Origin of the sequence: Pseudomonas sp. D4-21, from assembly GCF_051132125.1 — a bacterium.
Lineage (GTDB): Bacteria > Pseudomonadota > Gammaproteobacteria > Pseudomonadales > Pseudomonadaceae > Aquipseudomonas.
This window is the reverse complement of the sequence record NZ_CP071664.1, coordinates 5,473,784-5,495,128: the sequence shown is the minus strand read 5'-3', so window position 1 is coordinate 5,495,128 and position 21,345 is coordinate 5,473,784. Positions and strand designations below refer to the sequence as shown.

The window sequence follows — 21,345 nt, the reverse complement described above, 5'->3', positions numbered from 1 at the left end:
GCGATGAGCAACGACGATCGTACCCAGTTCATGCCGACGCCCGGTGGCCGCGGCGCGGATCCGTTCCGTCCGGACCCGGCACGCCAACAGCCGACGCCCGCGCCGTTGTCGATGCCGGCCGCGCCGGTCCTGACCGGCAAGGCCCAGGGCCTCAACCCGTTGGAAAGCGCCGCCGGCCCGTTGCTGGCCCTGCTGACGCGCTTGCGCAACACCATCGCCCACCCGGCGCCGGCCAGCTTGCGCGCGCAACTGTTGGCCTACCTGCGCCAGTTCGAAGAGCGCGCCGAGGCCGCCGGCGTGGTGCGCAACGACGTGTTGCTGGCCCGCTACGCCTTGTGTACCGCCCTGGATGAAGCGGTGTTGAGCACCCCATGGGGTGGCACCAGCGATTGGGGCAAGCAAAGCCTTTTGATCACCGTGCATAACGAAGCCTGGGGCGGCGAGAAGGTGTTCCAGTTGCTGGAGCACTGCCTACAAAGCCCGCGCGAGCGCTTGTATCTGCTGGAGCTTTTGTACCTGTGCATGTGCCTCGGGTTCGAAGGCCGTTATCGGGTAATGAACGACGGCCGCAGTCAATTGGAGGCGTTGCGCGAGCGTACCGCGGGCGTCATTCGCAGCGCTCGTGGCGACTACGAGCGCGAGCTGTCGCCGCACTGGCGCGGTGTCACCGTGGCCCGTGATCGCTTGGCGCAATTCATGCCGCCGTGGATCGCCCTGGCCATCGGCGCGGCGCTGCTGCTGGCGCTGCTGTTCGGCCTGCGCATGAAGCTGGCCTCCGACGCCGAGCCGGTGTTTAAGAACATCCACTTCCTCGGTGAAATCCCGGTGCAGACCATCGACCGTCCCGTGGTCCAGCCCAAAGTGATCGAGCGCCCACGCCTGGCCGGTTTCCTCGCCGATGAAATCCGCTCCGGCAAGGTGGCCGTGGAAGACGCCGTCGCTCGCTCGGTGGTGACCATCCGTGGCGATGAACTGTTCGCCTCCGGCAGCGCCAGCATCAAAGACGATTTCCAACCGCTGATGCTGCGCATCGCTGACGCGGTGCGCAAGGTCAAGGGCCAGGTGCTGGTGACTGGCCACAGCGACAATCGCCCGATCGCCACCCTGAGATTCCCGTCCAACTGGGCCTTGTCCGAGGCGCGTGCCCGGTCGGTGCTGGACATTCTTTCGGCCAAGACCGGCCAACCCGAGCGCTTCAGCGCCGAGGGCCGCAGCGACACCGAGCCGCTGGCGTCCAACGCCACGACCGAGGGGCGCGCACGCAATCGACGGGTTGAAATCACAGTGTTGGCGGAGGGGGTCGAGTGAAGGCGTTTTTCAGTTTCATGATCCGCTGGGTCATTCCATTGCTGGGCCTGATCGCCCTCAGCCTGATCATCTGGTTCGTTGGCCCGCTGCTCGATTGGCTGGTGCCTGAAGGCCGCCGCTGGGCGTTGATCATTCTGGTGTTCGCAGTGTGGATCGCCTACCGGGTGTTGCGCATTATCCAGGCTCGGCGCCAAGCCGCCGAAGTGATGCGCAGCCTGGCCGCGCAGACGCCGCCGGACCCCACCAGCATCGCCACCGCCGAGGAACTCGAAACCCTGCGCCAGCGCATGGACGAAGCCTTGGCGTTGCTCAAGAAAGCCAAGCTCGGCGGTGACGAGCGGCGCAACCTCTACGAGCTGCCGTGGTACGTGATCATCGGGCCGCCCGGTTCCGGCAAGACCACCGCGCTGGTCAACTCAGGCCTGCATTTCCCGTTGGCCGCGCAGCTCGGCGCCGGTGCGGTGCGCGGCGTCGGCGGTACGCGCAACTGCGACTGGTGGTTCACCGACCAGGCCGTGCTGCTCGACACCGCTGGCCGCTACACCACCCAGGACAGTGACGCGGCCGTCGACAAGGCAGCATGGCTGGGCTTCCTCGGCCTGCTGAAAAAACAACGGGCACGTCGCCCCATCGACGGCGCGTTCATCGCCATCAGCCTCTCGGACCTGCTGCTGGGCAGCGACGCCGAACGCGCGGCCCACGCCGCGGCGATTCGCTTGCGGATCCAGGAGTTGTACACCCAACTGGGCGTGCGTTTCCCGGTCTACCTCATGCTCACCAAGCTCGACCTGGTGCCAGGCTTCATGGAGTACTTCGATAGCCTCAGCAAGGAAGAACGCGCCCAGGTCTGGGGCATGACCTTCGCGCTGGACGATGGCAAGAGCAACGACAGTCCGTTGGCGCACCTGCAAAGCGAATTCGCCCTGTTGGAACAGCGCCTGAACGACCGCTTGGTCGAGCGCTTGCAACAAGAGCGCGACCCGGCGCGGCGCGACCTGATCTACGGCTTCGCGCAGCAGTTCGGTGCGTTGAAGGATTGCCTGCAAAGCTTCCTCGACGGCGTGTTCAAACCCAACGCCTTTGAAGAGCGGGTATTGCTGCGCGGTGTGTACTTCACCAGCGGCACCCAGGAAGGCAGCCCGATCGATCGTCTGATCGGCTCCATGGCCCAGAGCATGAACCTGGACCGCCAGTACCTGGCGCGCCAGACCGGCACCGGACGCAGCTACTTCATCGAAAAACTGTTCAGCGCCGTGGCGTTTGCCGAGCGCGGGCTGGTGGGGGTGGACCCGAAAGTCGAGCGCCGGCGCAAGTGGATCGCTCGTGGCGTGCTCGCGTCAACCGTCGTGCTGGTGTTGGTGGTCAGCACGTTGTGGTGGGTCAGCTATCGCGCCAACCAGGCCTACATCGCCCAGGTCGACCAGAAGGTCGCGCCGCTGGGCCAGACCGTGCAGAACCTCAGCCCGGCCCAGCGCGACGTGCTTGCGGTGTTGCCGCTGCTCAACGCCGTGAAACACCTGGCCGACGACGCCCCCGATTGGGCTGAAGGTTTGGGCCTCTATCAGGGCGACATGCTGGAAGCCGAGTCCGGTAGCGTCTACCGCAAGCTGTTGATCGCGGTGTTCGCGCCACGCCTGCTGACGCGCATCGAAGAGCAACTGCACAGCGGCGGCAATTCGGACTTCCTCTACGAAGGCTTGAAGGCCTATCTGATGCTCGCCGATAACGAGCATTACGACGCCGACTTCATCAAGGCCTGGATCGCTTTGGATTGGGATCGCAGCTTGCCACGGGACTTGCCAGCCGAGCAGCGCCAAGCCCTGACCGGACATTTGCAGGCACTGTTCGAACGGCGTCCGCCGACCGCGCGCCTGGACCCACGGCTGATCGAAGACCTGCGCCGCCAGTTGCAACAGTTGCCGGTGGCCCAGCGCGTCTACGACCGCATCAAGCGCCAGAAGCTGCCAGAAGGCATTCCGGACTTCCGCATCAACGAAGCCGCCGGGCGTGACGCTGCGCTGGTGTTCAGCCGCAAGAGCGGCAAGCCGTTGGGCGAACCGTTGAGTGGGTTCTTCACGGTCAAAGGGTATCGCCAGGGCTTTTTGCTCAGCAGCCTGAGCCAGACTGGCACCTTGGCTGAAGAGCAATGGGTGCTGGGCCATGAAGAGGCCGACCAACAGAACGTCGCCAGCCTGGCCGCCGATGTGCGTCGCCTGTATTTCCAGGACTACATGCGCCAATGGGACGCCTTGCTGGCCGACATCGACTTCGTGCCGATCACCAGCGTGGCCCAGGCCGCCGATGTGCTGCGGGTGATTTCCGGCCCGACCTCGCCGCTGAAAAAACTGCTGGTGGCAGTGGCGAAGGAAACCGACCTGCAACAGGATGAGCGCCTGCTGGCCGCCCAAGGCGCGCCGGTGGAGGGCAGCGTGGACAAGCTCAAGGAGCGCCTCGGCAGCCTGCTCGGCCAGGAACAGGCGACATCGAACGCGCCGACGGCGAGCGATGATCCGATCACCGCGCATTTCGCCGAGCTCAACAGCATCGTCAACAAGAACGAAGGCGAACCGGCGGCCATCGACGGCCTGTTGTCCGACATGAACGCGCTGTACGTGCAAGTCAGCGCCATGGTCGGCGCCAGCGGCGATGCCTTGCTCGGCGAGGCCAAGAACCAGGCGTCGGCCGCCGCTACCCGGGTGAGCCTCAACGCCGAACGCCAGCCGCCACTTGTGCAGGGCTTGGTCAAGTCAGTGGTCAATTCCACCACCAACACCATGATGGGCGGGGTGCGCAATCAACTGAACGCGGCCTGGACCAGCGAAGTGGTGAACATCTACCGCCAGTCCCTGGCCGGACGTTACCCGATGTCGCCAGGCAGTGCGCGGGACGCCACCCTTGATGACTTCGGCCAGTTCTTCGGCGTCGGCGGGGTGATGGACAACTACTTCCGCAAGTACCTGCAACCGTACGTGGATACCTCGACGCAAACCTGGCGCTGGCAGCCGGGCGCGGCGCAGAAGCTCGGGATTTCTCCTGGCGTGTTGCAGACCTTCCAGCGCGCGGCGACCATCCGCGATGCGTTTTTCCGCTCCGGCGGCACCCAGCCGATGGTGCGCTTCGAGCTCAAGCCGGTGGCGATGGATTCGACCATCACCCAGTTCCTGCTCGACCTCGACGGTCAGCAGCTGAGCTACGACCACGGCCCGAGCCGCCCGACCGCGTTGCAGTGGCCGAACCCCGGCAGCATCGGCGTGGTGCGGATTTCGATCATGCCACCTTCCTCCAGCGGTCGTTCCGGTATCACCCTGGATGGGCCATGGGCCTGGTTCCGCCTGCTGGAACAATCGGACCTGACCGCCGGCAACTCGCCGGATCGCTTCAACCTGCGCCTGCGGGTCGATGGCGCAAGCGCCTCTTATGAGCTGCGGGCCAACAGTGCTTTCAACCCGTTCAAGAGCCGCGTGCTCAGCGGCTTCAGCCTGCCGGAGCGTCTATGAGTACGCCGGGCTTCTATGGAAAGTTGGCCAGCCGCGGGGATTTCGTCAGCCGAGGCTTGCCCCAGAGTTTTATCAAACCGTGGGACTCCTGGCTGGCGGCGGGTTTGCTCGCCAGCCAGAGCAGCCTCGGCGAGCGTTGGTTGGACGCCTATCTGGTCAGCCCGCTATGGCGCTTCATGGTCGCGCCCGGCGTGTGCGGCCCGGACGCTGCCGTCGGGGTGGTGATGCCCAGCATCGACCGGGTCGGGCGCTATTTCCCGCTGACCGTCGCGGTATTGATGGACGCGGAGGCGGACCCAGCCTCGGTGGTCGGTGGCGCGGACGACTGGTTCGGGCGAGTGGAGAACCTGTTGCTGAGCACATTGAGCGTGGAAGCCAGTTTCGAAGCGTTCAGCGAAGAGCTTGAAACCCTTGGCAGCCCAATGTGCCTGCCGCGCACCTTGAGCAGTCGCTTCGCCAGCCTGCATCGTTTCGATGCCACCGATCCGCAGCGAAGGATGAGCGCCCTGGCCGAGTCGGCCTGTGAAGGCGCAAGCCTGTGGTGGGGCCTGGGTTCGGAGCGCATCGCGCCCGGTTTGATGCGCTGCCAGGGATTACCGGCGGCGGCTGATTTTGCGCAATTTTTGCTCGGCCAAGAAGGTGTTGTGTAGATGCGTCCAAGTGCCGGAAAAGCAATCAAGTCTGCAAGCAAGAGCCACGTCGGCATGGTCCGCCAGGTCAACGAAGATGCCTGCCTGGACATGCCTGAAAACGGCCTGTGGGTGGTCGCCGATGGCATGGGCGGGCACGCGGCGGGCGACTACGTCAGCAGCCTGATCATCGACAGCCTGCGCAGCATTGCCGTGGGCCGTTCCCTGGATGAATACATCGCGGCACTGCAAAGCGACCTGTTGCGGGTGAACGCCGCCGTGCGCGAAGAAACCGCCAACCGTGGCGTGACCATGATGGGCAGCACCGTGGTGGTACTGGCCGCCCGCGACCTGCGCGGCATGTGCCTGTGGGCCGGTGACAGCCGGTTGTATCGCCTGCGCGATGGCGTGCTCGAAAGCATTTCCCGGGACCACAGCTACGTCCAGGACTTGCAAGACAGCGGCCTGCTCAGCGAAGCCGAAGCCCGCGTGCATCCACGCGCCAACATCGTCACCCGCGCCATCGGCGTCGAGGCGCAACTGAACCTGGCGCTGGCCGAATTGCTGCTGGTGCCCGGCGACAGCTACCTACTGTGCAGCGACGGCCTGACCAAGACCGTCGAGGACGAGGAAATCCGTGAAGTATTGAGCCACGACGAGCCCGGCGAGATCGCCAGTAGCCTGGTGTCCCTGGGCCTGATGCGCGGCGCGCCGGACAACATCACCGTGGTCGTCGTGAAGGTGCCGTCATGAGCTTGACCCTTAACCTTGTCATCCCCGGTTACGACATCGACGGCGAGATCGGCGAAGGCGCGATGGCCAGCGTGTACCTGGCGACCCAGCGTTCGCTGGAGCGCAAGGTGGCATTGAAAGTCATGGCGGCAGCCCTGGCCGCTGACCCGACGTTTTGCGAGCGTTTCCTGCGCGAAGGCAAGACCCTGGCGCGCTTGTCCCACCCGCACACGGTCACCATCCATGACATCGGCAACGTCGGTGAGCTGTATTACATGGCGATGGAATACCTGCCCAACGGCACGCTCAAGGAACGCATCGCCGCGGGCCTGACGCCGGAGCAGGGCCTGACCTACATTCGCCAAATCGCCTCGGCCCTTGGGTATGCCCACGGCTTGGGGTTGGTCCACCGCGACGTGAAGCCGGCCAACATCCTCTTTCGCGCCGACGGCACGGCGGTGCTGTCGGACTTCGGCATCGCCAAATCCCTGGACGACCGCACCCAGTTCACCCAAGCCGGTTTCGCCGTTGGCACACCGAGCTACATGAGCCCGGAACAGGCCCGTGGGCAAGACATCGACGGTCGCGCCGACCTGTACGCCTTGGGCGTGGTGCTCTATGAAATACTCGTCGGCAAGTTGCCGTACACCGGCAACGATGCACTGTCCACGGCCCTGGCGCACCTGACCGAGCCCTTGCCGGAACTGCCGGTGCACCATGGCCGTTACCAGGACGTGCTGCGCAAGTTGCTGGCGAAGGATCCGGCGGAGCGTTTCCCGGATGCGGCGGCGCTGCTGCGGGCGCTGGATAACTTGCCGGAGCAATCGTCGGAAGCGACGCTGATCCGGCCGTTGTCGTTTGAACTGCCGGTCGTGCCGCCTGCGGTGGATGACCTGGCGGGCTTGACGCCCATGTCCATAGACATTCCCAGCGGCCCGGCTTACTCGCCGCCACAACCCAAGCCTGTGCCACCGCCGCTCAAGCCAACAGCGCAATCCACGGTTTCGGAGCAACGCAAGGGTCCGGTGTTTGCCCTCGCGGCTGTTGCGGTGGCCGTGGCGTTGGCGCTGGGTGGCGCGGGTTATTGGTGGTTGTCTGGCAATGACGGCAAAGAGATGAAAACGCCGATTGCCAAGACGACCTCGGCCAAGCCCCCTGAAGTCACCCCGCCGAAAGCCCCTGACGTACCTGCGGTCAAGCCGCCCGTGGTGACCGAGGCCGATGGCGGCCAGCGTCCGCTGCTGATGGCTGGCAAGAAAACTCTATTCCAGCGCGTGCTCAGCAAACCGGGGGCCAAGTTGGCCGCCGAGCCTGGCGCTGCGCCGGGCAAGGCGTTGCCGGCGTTCTCCGTGCTGTACGTCTACCAGCGCAAGGACGTGGACGGCAGCGCCTGGGTGCGCGTCGGCGCCGCCACCGACGGGCGCAGCGACGGCTGGTTGCCCGCCGCTCAGGTCAGCGATTGGAAACAGAGCCTGGTGCTCAAGTTCACCGAGCGCTCCGGCCGTGCGCCGGTGATGTTCCTGCGTCAGCCCGGCGAAGTGGAGAAGCTACTGGCCAACCCGGCCGCCGCCAAAAACGCGTTGCTCAAAGCTCAGCAGAAGCCCCAGGACGATCAACAAGTGCTGGCTCTGGAGCCGGCCGCCAGCGCCGTGCCGCAGAATCAGTTCTATCTGCTGCCAATCTTCGATTCCCGCGAGAGCTTCGACGATAACGGACAGCCGGTGCAGTTGCTGAACGTGGCGTCCATCGACCCTGGCACCGCCCAAAAGGCTGCGACCAACACGCCGGTCACCGCCGCCAACGCCGACGCGTTCCGTACCGCCGTGGTGCTGGTGGTGGACACCACCGTGTCCATGCAGCCCTACATCGATCAGGTCCGTGACGTGGTGCATCAATTGCAGACTCGCATCGGCGAACGTGGCGAGCTTGATAGCGTCAGTTTCGGCATGGTGGGTTTTCGCAGCAGCATCAAGAAAACCCCAGGCCTGGAATACACCGCCAAGACCTTGATCACCCTGGAACAGGGCCGCGACCCGCAACGCTTCCTGGAGATGGCGCGGCAGGTCAAGGCATCTACCGTGTCGAGCCATTCGTTTAATGAAGATGCGTTTGCCGGTGTCATGGAGGCGGTGGAAGGGATGGACTGGTCCGGCTACGGCGGCCGGCTGATCCTGCTCGTCACCGACGCCGGTGCGCTGCGCAAGAACGACCCATTTGCCGCCACGCAAATGAACGAGGCCGAAGTGCGCCAGGCGGCGTTGGGCAAGCAAATCAAGATATACGCCCTGCACCTGCTCAGCGACGCCGGCAAGAAAACCCACGCTGGCGCACAGTCCCAATACCGCACACTGACTGCCGACGCCAACCCGCAAATCGGTGACCTGTACATTGCGGTGCCGGGTGCCGACGTACGTAAGTTCGGTGATCGGGTCGACGAAATCGGCTCGGTGTTCGCCGACCTCGTCCACCAGGTGCGCAGCAACAAGCCGCAAAGCGTGCCGCTGCTCAGCGCCGCGCCGAGCCTGGCCGACAAATCGGCAGCGGTCGGCTACGCGATGCACATGGACTTCCTGGGGCGCAAAGCCGCCAGCCAGGCGCCGCAATTGGTCAGCGCCTGGACCGCCGACCGCGACCTGACCAACCCGGCGCTGCCGGCATTCCAGGTCTGCGTGATGCTGACCAAGCTGCAACTCAACGACCTGCAGCAATCGCTGAAGCTCATCGTCGACGCGGCCCGCAAAACCCAGAGCTCGCCCAAGGATTTCTTCCAGGAAATCGCCAGCGCCAGCGCCTATATGAGCCGCGACCCATCGGCCCTGCGCAAAGGCGGCAACCTCGCCACGGGTGGGATTCTCGGCGAGTACCTGGAAGGGCTGCCGTACCGCAGCAAATCGCTGAACATGACCCAGGATTTGTGGCTGTCGTTGAGCGTGGCCGAGCAGGAGGATTTCATCGACGAGCTGGAATCAAAGATCCGCCTCTACGAAACCTTCCACAACGACCTCGCCAATTGGGTGCGCTTCGGCGATGCCGAGCCGGGCGACGCCTTGTACCGCGTTCCGTTGTCGACGCTGCCGTGATGCTGAACCTGAGCGCAGTGCACAAGAGCCGGGGCGCCGGTGGCCAACGCTACAGCCTGGTGATTCCACGGCTGCAACTGCGCGCCGGTGAACAGCTGGCGGTGGTCGGTCCCAGCGGCTGCGGCAAGAGCACCTTGCTGGACTTGCTGGCGCTGGTGCTGGCGCCGGATCAGGCGGGGCAGTTCGACTTCACGCCGGCCAACGCGCCGCTGGACATCGCCAAACTGTGGCGCACGTCGCAACAAGGCACCTTGGCTGAGTTGCGCGGCCGCCACCTGGGCTATGTTCTGCAAACCGGTGGCCTGCTGGGCTTCCTGGACGTACGCGGCAACATCGCGTTGTCGCGCAAACTGCTGGGCTTGAAGGATGACGGCAGCGTGAAGCGCCTGGCCGGACAATTGGACATTGCCGATCAACTGGACAAGAAACCCGCGGATCTTTCCGTCGGCCAGCGCCAGCGGGTCAGTTGCGCCCGCGCCTTGGCCCATGGCCCGCGCCTGCTGCTGGCCGACGAACCGACCGCCGCCCTCGACCCGCTGAACGCCGAGCGCGTCATGCAGTTGTTGGTCACCCAGGCCCGCGAGCAGGGTGTCTGCTGCGTGGTCGCCACCCATGACGAGGCGCTGGCCCGCGCCAGCGGCTTGCAAGTGCTGCGCATCAGTTGCCGCCGCGATGCCGACGGCGGCGTCACGGCTACGCTCGGGGAGGCCTGCTGATGCGCGGCGCGCTGGTGGCTTCCCTGGCCTGGCAGGATTACCGCAACGACGCTTGGCTGTCGGCGTGTTCGGTGCTGGCGTTGGTGGCCGTGGTGGCGCCGTTGCTGGTGCTGTTCGGCCTGAAGTTCGGCCTGGTCAGCAGCCTGACCGAGCGCCTGGAACGTGACCCGGCTACCCGGGAAATCATCCCGTTGGGCGGTGGCCGTTTCAGTGCCGCCTTCGTCGAGCAATTGGGACAGCGCAGCGACGTCGCCTTCGCCTTGCCGCGCACCCGACAGATCGCGGCCACGGCGGATCTGAGCAGCGAGGCTGCCGCCGTCACGGTCGAGATGATTCCCACGGCCGCTGGCGACCCTTTGTTCGATCGCCTGCCGGTGCCGCAGGGCTTGGATCAAGTGGTGCTCAGCCAGACCGCCGCCGAGAAACTCGGCGCCAAGGCTGGTGATTGGTTGCAGGCCGGTTTCGGCCGGCAAGTGGCCGGTCGCAGCGAGGCGCAGCGCGCTCGCGTGCAGGTGATGCATGTGCTGCCACTGGAAGCCTTCGCCCGGGACGGCCTGTTTGCCCCGCTGGCGTTGCTGGAGGCCGCCGAGGATTACCGCGACGGCCGTGCCGTGCCCGCGTTCGGCTGGCCGGGCGATGCAGTGGGCGAGGTTGGGCAGCGGGTCTATCCGGCGTTCCGCCTGTACGCGCGCAACCTTGGTGATGTCGAGCCGCTGCGCCAGTACTTCGCCAGGCAGAACCTGTTGGTGTCGACCCAGGCCCAGACCATCGCACAGGTGCAATCGTTGAGCCGCAACCTGTCGATCGTGTTCTGGATCATCGCCGGGTTGGCGTTGGCCGGCGCGTTCGCAGCGATTTTTGCCGGGGCCCTGGCAGCGGTGGAGCGCAAGCGTCGGGAGCTGTCGGTGCTGCGCCTGCTGGGCGTGTCCACGGCGGCGCTGTTGTTGTTCGTGGTGTTGCAGGCGCTCTACAGCGCCACGTTTGCGGCCCTGCTGAGCGCCGGGCTGTATGGCCTGGCGCAGTCGGGCCTCAATTATTTATTTGCGCAGATGCCCGGCGAGTACGCCAGCCATCTGCTGGTGCGTCATTACACCTTGGCCCTGGTGGCCGTGCTCGGCATCAGCGCCGTCGCGGCGGCGTGTGGCGGCTGGCGGGTGGCGCGCATCCAGGCATGTGAAGGAATTCGCGATGTATAAGTTATTGGGCGCCGCCGTGGCGCTGAGCCTGGCCGGTCTGGTCTGTGCCGATGAAGGCACGGACAAGCTGGACAACCCCAAGCCGTTGCCCGACGACGTCAGCCTGCCGCTGCCGTGTGAAGGGCAAATGGTGTTTCGCTACGTCTACATTCTTGCCCAAGGGACCCTGGACGACCGCGAGATCAGCCTCGGCTACCCGTTCAGCGAAGGCGAGGCCGGCTACCAGCAGTCGTTCATTTCCGGCTACCGGCGTGACTTCATCAATGGCCAGTTCACCCTCAAGGATTTGCCCAAGGATTGGAACAAGACCATCACGCCGTTGATGCCCAAGACCGACGCCAAGACGCCGCTCAAGCCGATGCTGTACTTCATCGGCAAATACGAAGTCACCGCTCGCCAGTACGCTCAGGTCATGGCCCAGGCGCAATCCCTGGCCAGCGGCGAGCCGGCGCCGGCCTGCGAAGCCTTGCAAGCCGAGTTGCCCCAGGGTATGGCCGGGCGCTTGCCGAAGGTGAAACTGTCGAAATTCGAGGCCGAGCGCTTTGCGGCGGTGTACAGCGCCTGGCTGATGAAATACCACAAGGACCTGCTGCCAGTGAGCGGTCGCGGCGCATCCGCCGAAGACGGCGGCCTGGGCTTCGTGCGTCTGCCCACCGAAGTGGAGTGGGAATTCGCCGCCCGAGGTGGGCAAGCTGTGAGCCGTCAGGACCTGGAAGGGCGCTTGTTCCCCCGGCGCCTTGAAGGCAGTGAAAGCGACGGGCCGCTGGCCGATTGGGCAGTGTTCAACCAAGTCGCCGGCGGCACGGGCCAAGCGGCGCGTTTGATGCCCATCGGCACCAAGTTGCCGAACCCCATCGGCCTGTTCGACGTGGTGGGCAACGCCGCCGAAATGGTCCAGGAATCATTCCAACTGGTGCACGCCGGTCGCCGTCAGGGCGCCTATGGCGGCTTCGTGGTCAAGGGCGGCAACTACCTGGAAGGCGAGGGCACGTTGTTCACCGGCATGCGCCGCGAGTACCCGTTGTTCGCCGCGGACGGCACCGAGCAAAACAACGAAACCACCGGTTTCCGTGTGGCTGTCGGCGCGTTGTCGGCGCCGCGTTCGCGCTACAAGGAACTGTACGCCCAGTGGCAGAAAGAGGGCCGGCTCGCGTCCCTGACCGACGCCATCGACGACGCCGAAGACCCGACCAAGCGCCTGGACAGCATCATCGCCGCCAGCGCCGACCCGCGCCTTCAAGCGGAGTTGGGCCTGGTCAACGAAGAGCTCAAGCGCAACGTCTCGCTCATCGCCCAACAGCGCGAGGAAGCGGCGGGCAACCTGATCCAGTCTTCGGCCCTGGTGGCCGAGACCATCAACAACTACAACATTCGCCTGACCAACCTGCAGAACAGTCGGCAGGCGGCCCTGGATGCCAAGGACGACGCCAGCGCCACGCTGTTTGCCACGGCCATTGAAAATGGTCGCAGTGCGCTGGACGGCGCGGTGGCGATCTACATCGACAACCTGGCGACCGGCACGCGCTACACCGATGCCGTGATCCAGGCGCAATTGCAGCGCATCAAGGAAGAGCTTGAGCGCAAACCGGTACTGGGCAAGAGCCTGGTGGCGCGTGCAACGTTATTCGTTCGCCATGTCGGGGATTATCGTCAGCAGAAACGAGCCGACCCGGCGGCGATATTGAAGCAATTGCTCGCATCGAGCGCTCAGCGGTCTTGAGTGTTCGTTGTCAGCGAGCTTGGAAGGGACTCAGGCGGCGATGGGGCCGTGCTGAGCTGGTCAAAACTTAAACGAGAACACAACTATGCTTTTCTCCCGTAAACCTTTTGCTTCGGTTTCCAAGCGTCATTTGCTGATGGTTGCTGTGGGCTTCAGCACCGTACTGACTGGCTGCGCTTCGTCGCCGACGTCCAAGGTCGCCTCGAGCACCAAGGTCGAGTACTACCCCAACTGCTACGAGCCGGTGCAGCACCTGCGCTCCACCGAAGGGAACATGACCAAGTCGGTCGTCACCGGCGCAGCCGTCGGTGCCGTCGGTGGTGCGCTGCTGGGCGCCTTGACCGCCGACAAGGAAGACCGTGGCCGTAACGCCGCCATCGGTGCCGCGGGCGGCGCCTTGGCCGGTGGCGCTACCGGTTACTACACCGAGCGCCAGAAGCAGATCGCCGATGACAACATGCGCATCGCCTCCTACGCCGCCGACGTCAGCAAGAGCGCTTCGGACATCGACCGCAGCACCGCCTACGCCAAGGCGTCGCAACAGTGCTACCAGAACGCGTTCAGCAAACTGGTCGCCGACCGCAAGGCCAAGACCGTCAACGACACCGAAGGCCGCAAGCGCCTGGCAGAAATCGTTGCCGGCCTGAAAGAATCCAATGACCTGATCGTCGCGGTGAACGGCAAGGCTTCCGAAGACCTGAACAACTACACCCAGGCCTACGAGAAGGACCTGCAGCAAGTGGGTGTGCAGCGTACTGACGTGGTGACCGTGGCCACTGCCGACACCACGCAGGTTGTGGCGGCGCAGACCAGCACCAAGACCAAGAAGAAAGTGACGCCGGCGAAGAAGAAAGAACTGCCAGCCGTGCCGAAAGAAGCGGTCGCTACCGAGAAGACCCTGCAGACCGCCAAGGCCAAGCAGGATGAAAGCAAACAGGTTGCCAGCGCGGGTACTACGCAGGTGAACAGCATGTGCAAAAACCCGGACCTGGGCGATTGGGCACCGGTGCCTTGCCCGAATGTTTGATCGGGGGCATATCCGTTGCTGCGGTAACGGCTGCTTAGGGTTTCGCCCTTACGGCGACTCACTTTTTTTCAGACGCCAAAAAAAGTGAGCAAAAAAGCTTGGCCCCACCACTCGGTGCCTCGCCTAGGCTCGGCATGCCCTCACTCCGGCATTGCTCCGTGGGCCCGCCGCGAAGGGTCATCCATGACCCAGCGCGGCTAACCCGGCATCCATGCCGGGTTGCCCACTCCACAATGCCTGCGTTCAGCCATCGTGGTTAACGGGGCCTGACAGATCAAAAGCCGAGCCGAGGCGGCCTTGAAGCCGACCTGGCTCTCGGTGGGACCGCGTTTCCCCTGTGGGAGCGAGCTTGCTTGCGAAGGCGGCCGTTCAGCTTGCATCGATAGCGACTGATCGACCGCTTTCGCGAGCAAGCTCGCTCCCACATTTGTTTTGTGGTGACTGAAATATTTGCGACAACCCCGATCCCTTGTGGGAGCGAGCCTGCTCGCGAAGGCGTCGGTTCAGCTTGCCACTATGTCCGTCCTATCCCTTGGCTGCAGACGCCGCCACCCCCTTCGTCTCCAAATGATCCAGCGCGCGCTCAACCAACAACTGAACCCCATCAGCCATTCGACTGATCGCCAGGGCTACACAGCGGCGTGATTCGTCGATGTCGTCGGCCAGGTCGGCGGCGATTTTTGCGATGACGAATAGAGGTTAGCCGCGCTCGGTTGCCCTGCCTAGTTCATGAACAGCCCGGCGTTTTGAAGGAAATCTCCGACGGGTCTGAAGGCCATGGAATGCCGCTTCTAAACATGACTTGGCAGTCATCATGCGCAAAAGATAGCCGATCTTCCTTAAACCGGATTCGATGATGGCGTTCCGCTGGAGAAGCGATAAACTGCGCCAGCCGTTCATTTTTCTCACGAGGCTGTGCCAATGAAATTTCGTTTCTTGCTGTGGATGCTGGGGTGGTTGATGGGCAAGGCCAGCCGCACCAATCCGGCTTTCCAGCAGCAGCTGGGCGACAAGGAGCTGGTGTTTCAACTGCAAACCCTGGACGGCAAGGTCGCTCGGTATTTCACCGTGAAGAACCAGCGCATCACCAGCCAGTCGGGTGTTTATCCAACGCCGGCCTTCGCCATCGCGTTCAAGGATGCAGGCTATGGCTTCGCCACGATGCAGGCGAAGAACAAGCAACTGGCGTTCATGACCGGGATCCAGGACAAGTCGATCCAGATCAAGGGTAATCCGGCGCTGGTGATCTGGTTTCAGGGGTTGATGAAGTATTTGAAGCCGAGGAAGGCCAAGAAGGTCTAGTCGAGAACCCCGTGGCGAGGGAGCTTGCTCCCGCTGGGCTGCGAAGCAGCCCCAAATAGGCTAGTGCGTTTGCGCTGACGGATCGCGTCGGCAGGTTTTGCGTCTGCTGCGCAGCCGAACGGGAGCAAGCTCCCTCGCCACAACAGCCCTTGTGCCGCTGCGTTTAATGGCTGAACTGCGAAGCCAATTCCCGCAGTAGCACCTCGGCTTCAAGCACCTTGCTCACCACATCATTGGCCTTTTCCCGAGTCAGCCCAACGCGTTCGAGCAGGGCATCGGGGATGTCCTCATCCGGTCCGGAGCCGATGCTGCGTGAGCGCAGCAGGCGTACGGCCAGGCACACCAGGTTCGGGTAGGCGGCGTATTCGCCGTCGTAGTGGGGGTCGTGCTGGAAGCGCAGGGCGGTGGCCAGTTCGTCGGGCATGTCCCAGTAGCGCATCAGCCAGGCGCCGATCTGCTCGCGGCTGATGCCCAGCAGGTGTTGCTCCACATAGCTGTGGCACAGGTGCGGGTTGACTTCCAGGTGCCGGCAGATCAAGGAGAAATGCGGCGGGAAGACGTGGGCCAGCAGCAGGTAGCCAAAATTGTGCAGCAAGCCCGACAGGTAGGTCAGGCCGCCCTCCGGGCGCTGGGCGCGGGGCATGGCGCGGGTCAGGCCTTCGATGACGGCGGCGGTGTAGATCGATTGCTGCCAGTACGGCGTGGTGTGTTGCGGGTGGTCCTTGGGCAGGCTCAGGGTCTTGCCCAGGGCCAGGCCCAGCGCCAGGTTGATCACCAGGTCGAAGCCCAGCACCCGGACGATGGCGTCTTCCACCGAGCGGATCTTGCCCGGCGATGCGTAATACGGCGATGCGGCCCAGCTCACCACTTGGGCGGCCAGTGCGGGGTCGGTTTCGACCACGCCGGTGATGTCGTCGATGGTGGCGTCAGGGTCGACCCGCAGCTTGATGATTTTTTGCGCGGTTTCGGCCAGCGGCGGGATCTCGATGGTCTCTTCCAGCCGTTGCTGGATACGCCGGGCGGTGAATGCCTGAACGGCTTGGGTGATTTCCTTGCGGTCGTCATCCGGGCGGTCCAGGTTCGGGGAGATATTGCCCAAGGGTTCGCCAAACGTCGCGGCGCTGGCCTTGGTGAGCATGGTCTTGAAGGCTTCGCTGGTGACTTCCAGCAGCAGCCCCGGCTCGCCTGAGTTGATCAGCAGCTTGGGCTCGCGCAGCAAGCCTTCTTCGTACAGGCATGGCGAGCTGGTCAGCGCGGGTAGGCCCGGCAGCAGGCTTAGGCTGTGCTTGCCCAGCATGCGCTCCAGGCGCTCGGTCGGCACCGCCGTGAGTTTGCGGCCAGTGAGTTCGGCCAGACGGTTGAGGTCCAGCAACTGATTTTGTGGAAACAGGACCATGAGCGCGCCGACGGCATCGTGCAGCAGCACGGCTTGCACTTTGCGAGCAGGATTCAGGCCCGGTCGCTCGATGATTTCGTCGAAGGCGATGCCCAGTTTTTCGAGCAATTGCCGAATAACAGACGGAGCGTGCGGGGTTACGGGGACGAGGGCAGCTTCGGTCATGGTCGGTGTCCGTATTCTACAAGTGGGTCAGTATAACCAGCTTGTCCAGAAGGCGCGTCCAGAAAACTGAGCGCGTGCTCACACTTGGCCGTATTGCTGCCCATGGCGCAGCCAGCGATCCAGCAGCGGGCTCACATGGTCGGGCCAGCGCTCCAGCAGCGCCTGGGCGGCGTCGCGAACCGCCGGGAGCAGGTCGGCGTCGCGCATCAGGTCGGCCACCTTGAATTGAAGCAGACCGGTCTGGCGCGTGCCGAGCATTTCGCCTGGGCCGCGCAGTTCGAGGTCTTTTTCGGCGATCACGAAACCGTCGTTGGTTTCGCGCATGATGCCCAAGCGCTGGCGACCGATCTGTGACAGCGGCGGGTGATAAAGCAGCACGCAATGGCTGGCGGCACTGCCCCGGCCGACCCGGCCGCGCAGCTGGTGCAACTGCGCCAGGCCCAGGCGCTCGGGGTTTTCGATGATCATCAAGCTGGCGTTGGGAACATCGACGCCGACCTCGATCACGGTGGTGGCGACCAGCAGTTGCAGGACGCCGGCCTTGAACTCGGCCATGACCGCCGCTTTTTCGGCAGGCTTCATGCGGCCGTGGATCAGCCCGACTTTCAACTCGCCGAGGGCGGCGGTGAGGTCTTCAAAAGTAGTCTCGGCTGCCTGGCAGGTCAGCTCTTCCGACTCTTCGATCAGGGTGCACACCCAATAGGCTTGCCGGCCTTCGGCGCAGGCGCTGCGTACGCGCTCGATCACTTCGACCCGCCGGGTGTCGGTGACCAGCACGGTATTGACCGGCGTGCGACCGGGAGGCAGTTCGTCGAGGATCGAGGTGTCGAGGTCGGCGTAGGCGCTCATCGCCAGGGTCCGTGGGATCGGCGTCGCGGTCATGATCAACTGGTGCGGGCACATGCGCCCGCCGACGCCTTTCTGCCGCAGGGCCAGGCGCTGTTGGACGCCGAAGCGGTGTTGTTCGTCGATGATCACCAGGGCCAGGTTCTTGAACTGCACTTCGTCCTGGAACAGAGCGTGGGTGCCGACCACCATCGGCGCGCCCTCGGCGATTTGCGCGAGGGCGGCGGCGCGGTTCTTGCCCTTGAGCTTGCCGGCCAGCCAGGCGACTTCGATGCCCAGAGGTTCGAGCCAGCGCTGGAAGGTGATGAAATGTTGCTCGGCCAGGATCTCCGTGGGCGCCATCAAGGCCACTTGATAACCGGCTTCCAACGCTTGCAGCGCGGCGAGGGCGGCGACCACGGTCTTGCCCGCGCCGACGTCGCCCTGGATCAGCCGCAGCATCGGCTCTGGCTGGCTCAGGTCGTAGGCGATTTCGTTGCCGACCCGCTGCTGCGCGCCGGTGGGGGTGAAACCGAGGTTGGCCAGGTAACGGGCCGGCAGCTTCGTCGCCTTGGGCATGGCCGGGGCGCGCAGCGAGCGCAGGCTTTCGCGCAGGCGTTGCTGGGACAGTTGATGGGTCAGCAGTTCTTCAAAGGCAAGGCGATGCTGGGCCCAGTGATGTCCGAGAGCGAGCTCTTCCACATCTGCATCGGCGGGCGGGTGATGCAGATAGCGAATCGCGTCGGCCAGTGGCGCGAGCTGATAGTCCCGGGCCAACTCCTTGGGCAGCCAGTCCGGCAGGCTGGTGGGGCCGAGCATTGTCAGGGTCTGCTGGCAGAGTTGGCGCAGGCGCTGTTGGGTCAGGCCTTCGGTGAGCGGGTAGACCGGCGTCAGGGTTTCCGCGACGGGCGGCGGTTCGTCGCCGGTGATGGCGCGGTATTCCGGATGATAGATCTCCAGCCCCGAGGCTCCGGGCCGCGCCTCGCCGTAGCAGCGCACGCGGGTGCCACGCTTGAGGCCTTCCTTTTGCGCATTGCTGAAATGATAGAAACGCAGACTGAGCCCGCCGGTGCCGTCCTGCAGGCGCACCACCAGGCTACGACGCCGGCCCATGACCACGTCGGCGCCGCTGACGGTGCCTTCCACCACTGCATCCTGCCCAGGCCGCAAATGGCCGATGGGCACCACGCGGGTGCGATCCTGATAACGCAGCGGCAGGTGGAACAGCACGTCCTGGAGGGTTTCCAGGCCGACCTTGGCCAACTTTTCGGCCATGGCTTCACCGACACCCTTGAGTGCCGTGACCGGCACTTTCGACAGCTCAGTCATGGCAGCGGCTTACTTGGCGGCGGGCGGCTTGGCCACGGAACACAGGCGGATCGAGTCGGCGAGGATCTCGATGGCCTTGGGTCGCGGGAAGCTGGCGCGCCAGGCAATGGCAACGGTGCGGAACGGCACGGGCGCGGTCAATGGGCGGACTTCGATCACGCCGGGGGAGTAATGATGGCTGTCCACCGCCGACAACGGCAGGATGGAAATGCCCAGGCCGGAAGCAACCATGTGGCGAATGGTTTCCAGAGAGCTGGATTCCACCGTGGTGTGTTTGGCGCCTTCGCTGCCCTTGGTCAACGTCGGGCAGGCTTCCAGCACCTGGTCGCGGAAGCAGTGGCCTTCGCCCAGCAACAACAGGCTCTTGTCGTTGAGCAGACCGGCGTCGATGGTTTTTTTCTGGGTCCAGGGGTGCTGGGCCGGCATCAGGACGTAGAACGGCTCGTCGTAGAGCGGCAGGGTCAGGACATCGGCTTCGTTGAACGGCAGGGCGATGATGATTGCGTCCAGCTCGCCGTTGCGCAGCTTGTCGCGCAGCACGTGGGTGAAGTTTTCTTCGATGTACAACGGCATCTGCGGGGCGACCCGGTGCAGTTGTGGAATCAGGTGCGGGAACAGGTACGGGCCAACGGTGTAGATCGCGCCGACTTTCAATGGGGCGGTCAGCTGGTTCTTGCCGGCCTGGGCCAGCTCGCGAATGCCCTGGGCCTGTTCCAGGACCTTTTGCGCCTGGGCCACGATGCCTTCACCGACCGGGGTCAGGCGCACCGCGCTTTTGCTGCGCTCGAAAATAAGCACACCGAGTTCGTCTTCAAGCTTTTTCACACCCACCGACAGTGTCGGCTGGCTGACATGGCAACGCTCGGCCGCATGGCCGAAATGCTGCTCTTGGGCGAGGGTCACGATGTAGCGTAATTCTGTGAGGGTCATGGCGAAACGTCCGTGAAGTTGCGAGCCAAGCATACCGGCTGCAATCGATAGACGCACGTTATCAGACTGGAGGCGCGGTGCGACACTGTCGAATGTCTGTGTGGTCGTTGCCGGATATGAAAAAAGGCATCTCTCGATGCCTTTGTTTGATTGTGGCGAGGGAGCTTGCTCCCGCTGGCCTGCGCAGCAGGCCCCGGTTCGGTGGATGCGACCAGCCTGATGCATCGCGTTCACCGGTTTGGGGCCGCTTCGCGGCCCAGCGGGAGCAAGCTCCCTCGCCACCAGGTTCACCCTGTCATCGGGTGTTTGGGTCAGCGGCGTCGCTTGTCGATGGAGTACAGGAACGGCGCCGTCAGCTCGACCGTGCCGTTGGTCAGCAGGTCGGCCGGTGGCTTGGGCAGCGGTTGGGCGCGACGGATCATGTCCAGGGTGGCCCGGTCCAGATCGGCGTTGCCTGACTTGCCCACCAGTTCGAAGGACAACACGTTGCCTTCGGCATCCACCACGAACCGCAGGCGGTTCATGCCTTCCTTGCCGCGTGCCTGGGCGCTGGCCGGGTACTTCTTGTATTTGCCCAGGTGCGCCAGCAGTGTGCCTTGCCAGCTCGCCTTGGCCGCCATTTGCGCGGGCGACGGGCCTGGGGCCGGTTGTGCGGACTTTTCGGTCGGCGCCTGGGTGGGCTGAGTGTCGGCGGGCTTTTGCTCCGACGGCGTTTCCTTCGGCGGCTCCGGTTTTTTCTCCACTGGCTTGGGCTTGGGCGGCTGGGGCTTCGGCTTGGGCTTGACCGGCTTGGGCACGGCGATTTCCGCCTTCGGTGCTTCGGCCAGTTTTGGCAATGGCAGCTCTTCCACCGGCTCCGGAGGCGTCGGCGGTGTGACGACTTTCGGCGGTGCGGGCGGTGGCGGGGCAGGAACCGGCGCCAGCTCGACCATCATCGCCTGGGGCGGCAATTCGAGGGGCGGACGCGTCGTCCAGTTCAGCGCCAGCGCGATGGCAAGCGCGTGCACGCCCAGCACCACGGCGAGGCTACCGCTGTAACGCGTCAGTTTTTGGCGCGTCGTGATCATTTCTTCGGCGCCGTCTCGAGTCCGACCAGGCCGACCTTCAAGTAACCGGCGCCGCGCAGGGCGTCCATCACGCTCATCAGGTCGCCATAGTCCACGCCTTTGTCGGCCTGGAAGAAGATCGTCGTGTCTTTCTTGCCCTGGGTCTTGGCATCGAGGGTCGGGCCGAGGCTCTCGACCTTGATTTCCTCTTCGCCCAGGAACAGGCGCTGGTCCGCCTTGACGCTCAGGAACACCGGTTTCTCGGGTCGTGGCGACGGCTTGGCCGTGGACGCGGGAAGGTCAACCTTGATGTCCACGGTGGCGAGCGGGGCGGCCACCATGAAGATGATCAACAGCACCAGCATCACGTCGATGAACGGCGTGACATTGATTTCGTGGTTCTCGGCCAGATCGTCGTCTGCGCCTTCTTTCAAATGCAGGCCCATG

General features: G+C 64.3%; 15 protein-coding genes and 1 pseudogene. 10 read left to right on the top strand and 6 right to left on the bottom strand.

The annotated features are described in order from the left end of the window. Window positions 1–3 precede the first annotated feature (3 nt). The 9 genes from J3Q04_RS24915 (at window position 4) to tagQ (ending at window position 13,905) form a co-directional block, all read left to right on the top strand. Window positions 4–1,308 carry a DotU family type VI secretion system protein gene (locus tag J3Q04_RS24915; protein WP_434608834.1) on the top strand — a complete coding sequence of 435 codons (1,305 nt, stop codon included), beginning with the start codon at window positions 4–6 and terminating at the stop codon, window positions 1,306–1,308. Continuing rightward, window positions 1,305–4,805 carry a type VI secretion system membrane subunit TssM gene (gene tssM / locus J3Q04_RS24910; protein ID WP_434608836.1) on the top strand — a complete coding sequence of 1,167 codons (3,501 nt, stop codon included), beginning with the start codon at window positions 1,305–1,307 and terminating at the stop codon, window positions 4,803–4,805. Before J3Q04_RS24915 ends, tssM begins: the two co-directional genes overlap by 4 nt. Continuing rightward, on the top strand, window positions 4,802–5,455 hold the full coding sequence (gene tagF, locus J3Q04_RS24905; protein ID WP_434608839.1) for a type VI secretion system-associated protein TagF: 654 nt from the start codon (window positions 4,802–4,804) through the stop codon (window positions 5,453–5,455). Before tssM ends, tagF begins: the two co-directional genes overlap by 4 nt. Beyond that, window positions 5,456–6,187 carry a PP2C family protein-serine/threonine phosphatase gene (locus tag J3Q04_RS24900; RefSeq protein ID WP_434561609.1) on the top strand — a complete coding sequence of 244 codons (732 nt, stop codon included), beginning with the start codon at window positions 5,456–5,458 and terminating at the stop codon, window positions 6,185–6,187. It abuts the gene before it with no gap. Further along, on the top strand, window positions 6,184–9,246 hold the full coding sequence (locus J3Q04_RS24895; protein ID WP_434608841.1) for a serine/threonine-protein kinase: 3,063 nt from the start codon (window positions 6,184–6,186) through the stop codon (window positions 9,244–9,246). Before J3Q04_RS24900 ends, J3Q04_RS24895 begins: the two co-directional genes overlap by 4 nt. Then, the gene (locus tag J3Q04_RS24890; protein WP_420767175.1) at window positions 9,246–9,962 is read left to right on the top strand and encodes an ABC transporter ATP-binding protein; all 717 of its coding nucleotides are present in this window, start codon (window positions 9,246–9,248) and stop codon (window positions 9,960–9,962) included. The genes J3Q04_RS24895 and J3Q04_RS24890 overlap by 1 nt, the downstream gene beginning before the upstream one ends. Then, window positions 9,962–11,158 carry an ABC transporter permease gene (locus tag J3Q04_RS24885; RefSeq protein WP_434608843.1) on the top strand — a complete coding sequence of 399 codons (1,197 nt, stop codon included), beginning with the start codon at window positions 9,962–9,964 and terminating at the stop codon, window positions 11,156–11,158. The genes J3Q04_RS24890 and J3Q04_RS24885 overlap by 1 nt, the downstream gene beginning before the upstream one ends. After that, window positions 11,151–12,878 (top strand): formylglycine-generating enzyme family protein, encoded by a 1,728-nt coding sequence (locus tag J3Q04_RS24880; RefSeq protein WP_434608845.1) that lies wholly within the window; start codon window positions 11,151–11,153, stop codon window positions 12,876–12,878. The genes J3Q04_RS24885 and J3Q04_RS24880 overlap by 8 nt, the downstream gene beginning before the upstream one ends. 85 nt (window positions 12,879–12,963) lie before the next feature. Continuing rightward, the gene (gene tagQ, locus J3Q04_RS24875; protein WP_420767147.1) at window positions 12,964–13,905 is read left to right on the top strand and encodes a type VI secretion system-associated lipoprotein TagQ; all 942 of its coding nucleotides are present in this window, start codon (window positions 12,964–12,966) and stop codon (window positions 13,903–13,905) included. 525 nt (window positions 13,906–14,430) lie between these two features. Here tagQ and J3Q04_RS24870 read toward each other — a convergent pair. Next, window positions 14,431–14,601 (bottom strand): annotated as a pseudogene (locus tag J3Q04_RS24870) (DUF6124 family protein); the annotation flags it as partial. A 225-nt stretch (window positions 14,602–14,826) separates the two neighbouring features. On the opposite strand from J3Q04_RS24870, the gene J3Q04_RS24865 reads away from it, so the two are divergent. Continuing rightward, window positions 14,827–15,207, top strand: coding sequence for a helicase (locus J3Q04_RS24865; protein WP_434608847.1), 381 nt, complete (start codon window positions 14,827–14,829; stop codon window positions 15,205–15,207). Between the two features lie 163 nt (window positions 15,208–15,370). On the opposite strand, the gene J3Q04_RS24860 is transcribed toward J3Q04_RS24865, so the two are convergent. From J3Q04_RS24860 to exbD, 5 genes are all read right to left on the bottom strand, one after another. Next, window positions 15,371–16,768 (bottom strand): aminoacyl-tRNA deacylase and HDOD domain-containing protein, encoded by a 1,398-nt coding sequence (locus tag J3Q04_RS24860; protein ID WP_420767150.1) that lies wholly within the window; start codon window positions 16,766–16,768, stop codon window positions 15,371–15,373. A gap of 78 nt (window positions 16,769–16,846) precedes the next feature. Then, window positions 16,847–18,922 (bottom strand): ATP-dependent DNA helicase RecG, encoded by a 2,076-nt coding sequence (recG, locus tag J3Q04_RS24855; RefSeq protein ID WP_420767151.1) that lies wholly within the window; start codon window positions 18,920–18,922, stop codon window positions 16,847–16,849. Window positions 18,923–18,931: 9 nt separating this feature from the next. Further along, window positions 18,932–19,852 carry a hydrogen peroxide-inducible genes activator gene (locus J3Q04_RS24850; RefSeq protein ID WP_039593629.1) on the bottom strand — a complete coding sequence of 307 codons (921 nt, stop codon included), beginning with the start codon at window positions 19,850–19,852 and terminating at the stop codon, window positions 18,932–18,934. A 311-nt stretch (window positions 19,853–20,163) separates the two neighbouring features. Beyond that, window positions 20,164–20,919, bottom strand: a complete 756-nt coding sequence (locus J3Q04_RS24845) for an energy transducer TonB family protein (RefSeq protein WP_434561619.1) — start codon at window positions 20,917–20,919, stop codon at window positions 20,164–20,166. Further along, on the bottom strand, window positions 20,916–21,344 hold the full coding sequence (exbD, locus tag J3Q04_RS24840) for a TonB system transport protein ExbD (RefSeq protein WP_030142181.1): 429 nt from the start codon (window positions 21,342–21,344) through the stop codon (window positions 20,916–20,918). The genes J3Q04_RS24845 and exbD overlap by 4 nt, the downstream gene beginning before the upstream one ends. Window position 21,345: the final 1 nt, after the last annotated feature.

What these genes read in the sequence shown, in the direction of transcription:
- J3Q04_RS24845 (WP_434561619.1), bottom strand. Translation starts at nt 20,919, where the DNA reads ATGATCACGACGCGCCAAAAACTGACGCGTTACAGCGGTAGCCTCGCC.
- J3Q04_RS24895 (WP_434608841.1), top strand. Translation starts at nt 6,184, where the DNA reads ATGAGCTTGACCCTTAACCTTGTCATCCCCGGTTACGACATCGACGGC.
- J3Q04_RS24915 (WP_434608834.1), top strand. Translation starts at nt 4, where the DNA reads ATGAGCAACGACGATCGTACCCAGTTCATGCCGACGCCCGGTGGCCGC.
- tagQ (WP_420767147.1), top strand. Translation starts at nt 12,964, where the DNA reads ATGCTTTTCTCCCGTAAACCTTTTGCTTCGGTTTCCAAGCGTCATTTG.
- J3Q04_RS24890 (WP_420767175.1), top strand. Translation starts at nt 9,246, where the DNA reads ATGCTGAACCTGAGCGCAGTGCACAAGAGCCGGGGCGCCGGTGGCCAA.
- J3Q04_RS24860 (WP_420767150.1), bottom strand. Translation starts at nt 16,768, where the DNA reads ATGACCGAAGCTGCCCTCGTCCCCGTAACCCCGCACGCTCCGTCTGTT.
- J3Q04_RS24850 (WP_039593629.1), bottom strand. Translation starts at nt 19,852, where the DNA reads ATGACCCTCACAGAATTACGCTACATCGTGACCCTCGCCCAAGAGCAG.
- exbD (WP_030142181.1), bottom strand. Translation starts at nt 21,344, where the DNA reads ATGGGCCTGCATTTGAAAGAAGGCGCAGACGACGATCTGGCCGAGAAC.
- J3Q04_RS24880 (WP_434608845.1), top strand. Translation starts at nt 11,151, where the DNA reads ATGTATAAGTTATTGGGCGCCGCCGTGGCGCTGAGCCTGGCCGGTCTG.
- tagF (WP_434608839.1), top strand. Translation starts at nt 4,802, where the DNA reads ATGAGTACGCCGGGCTTCTATGGAAAGTTGGCCAGCCGCGGGGATTTC.
- J3Q04_RS24900 (WP_434561609.1), top strand. Translation starts at nt 5,456, where the DNA reads ATGCGTCCAAGTGCCGGAAAAGCAATCAAGTCTGCAAGCAAGAGCCAC.
- J3Q04_RS24885 (WP_434608843.1), top strand. Translation starts at nt 9,962, where the DNA reads ATGCGCGGCGCGCTGGTGGCTTCCCTGGCCTGGCAGGATTACCGCAAC.
- J3Q04_RS24865 (WP_434608847.1), top strand. Translation starts at nt 14,827, where the DNA reads ATGAAATTTCGTTTCTTGCTGTGGATGCTGGGGTGGTTGATGGGCAAG.
- recG (WP_420767151.1), bottom strand. Translation starts at nt 18,922, where the DNA reads ATGACTGAGCTGTCGAAAGTGCCGGTCACGGCACTCAAGGGTGTCGGT.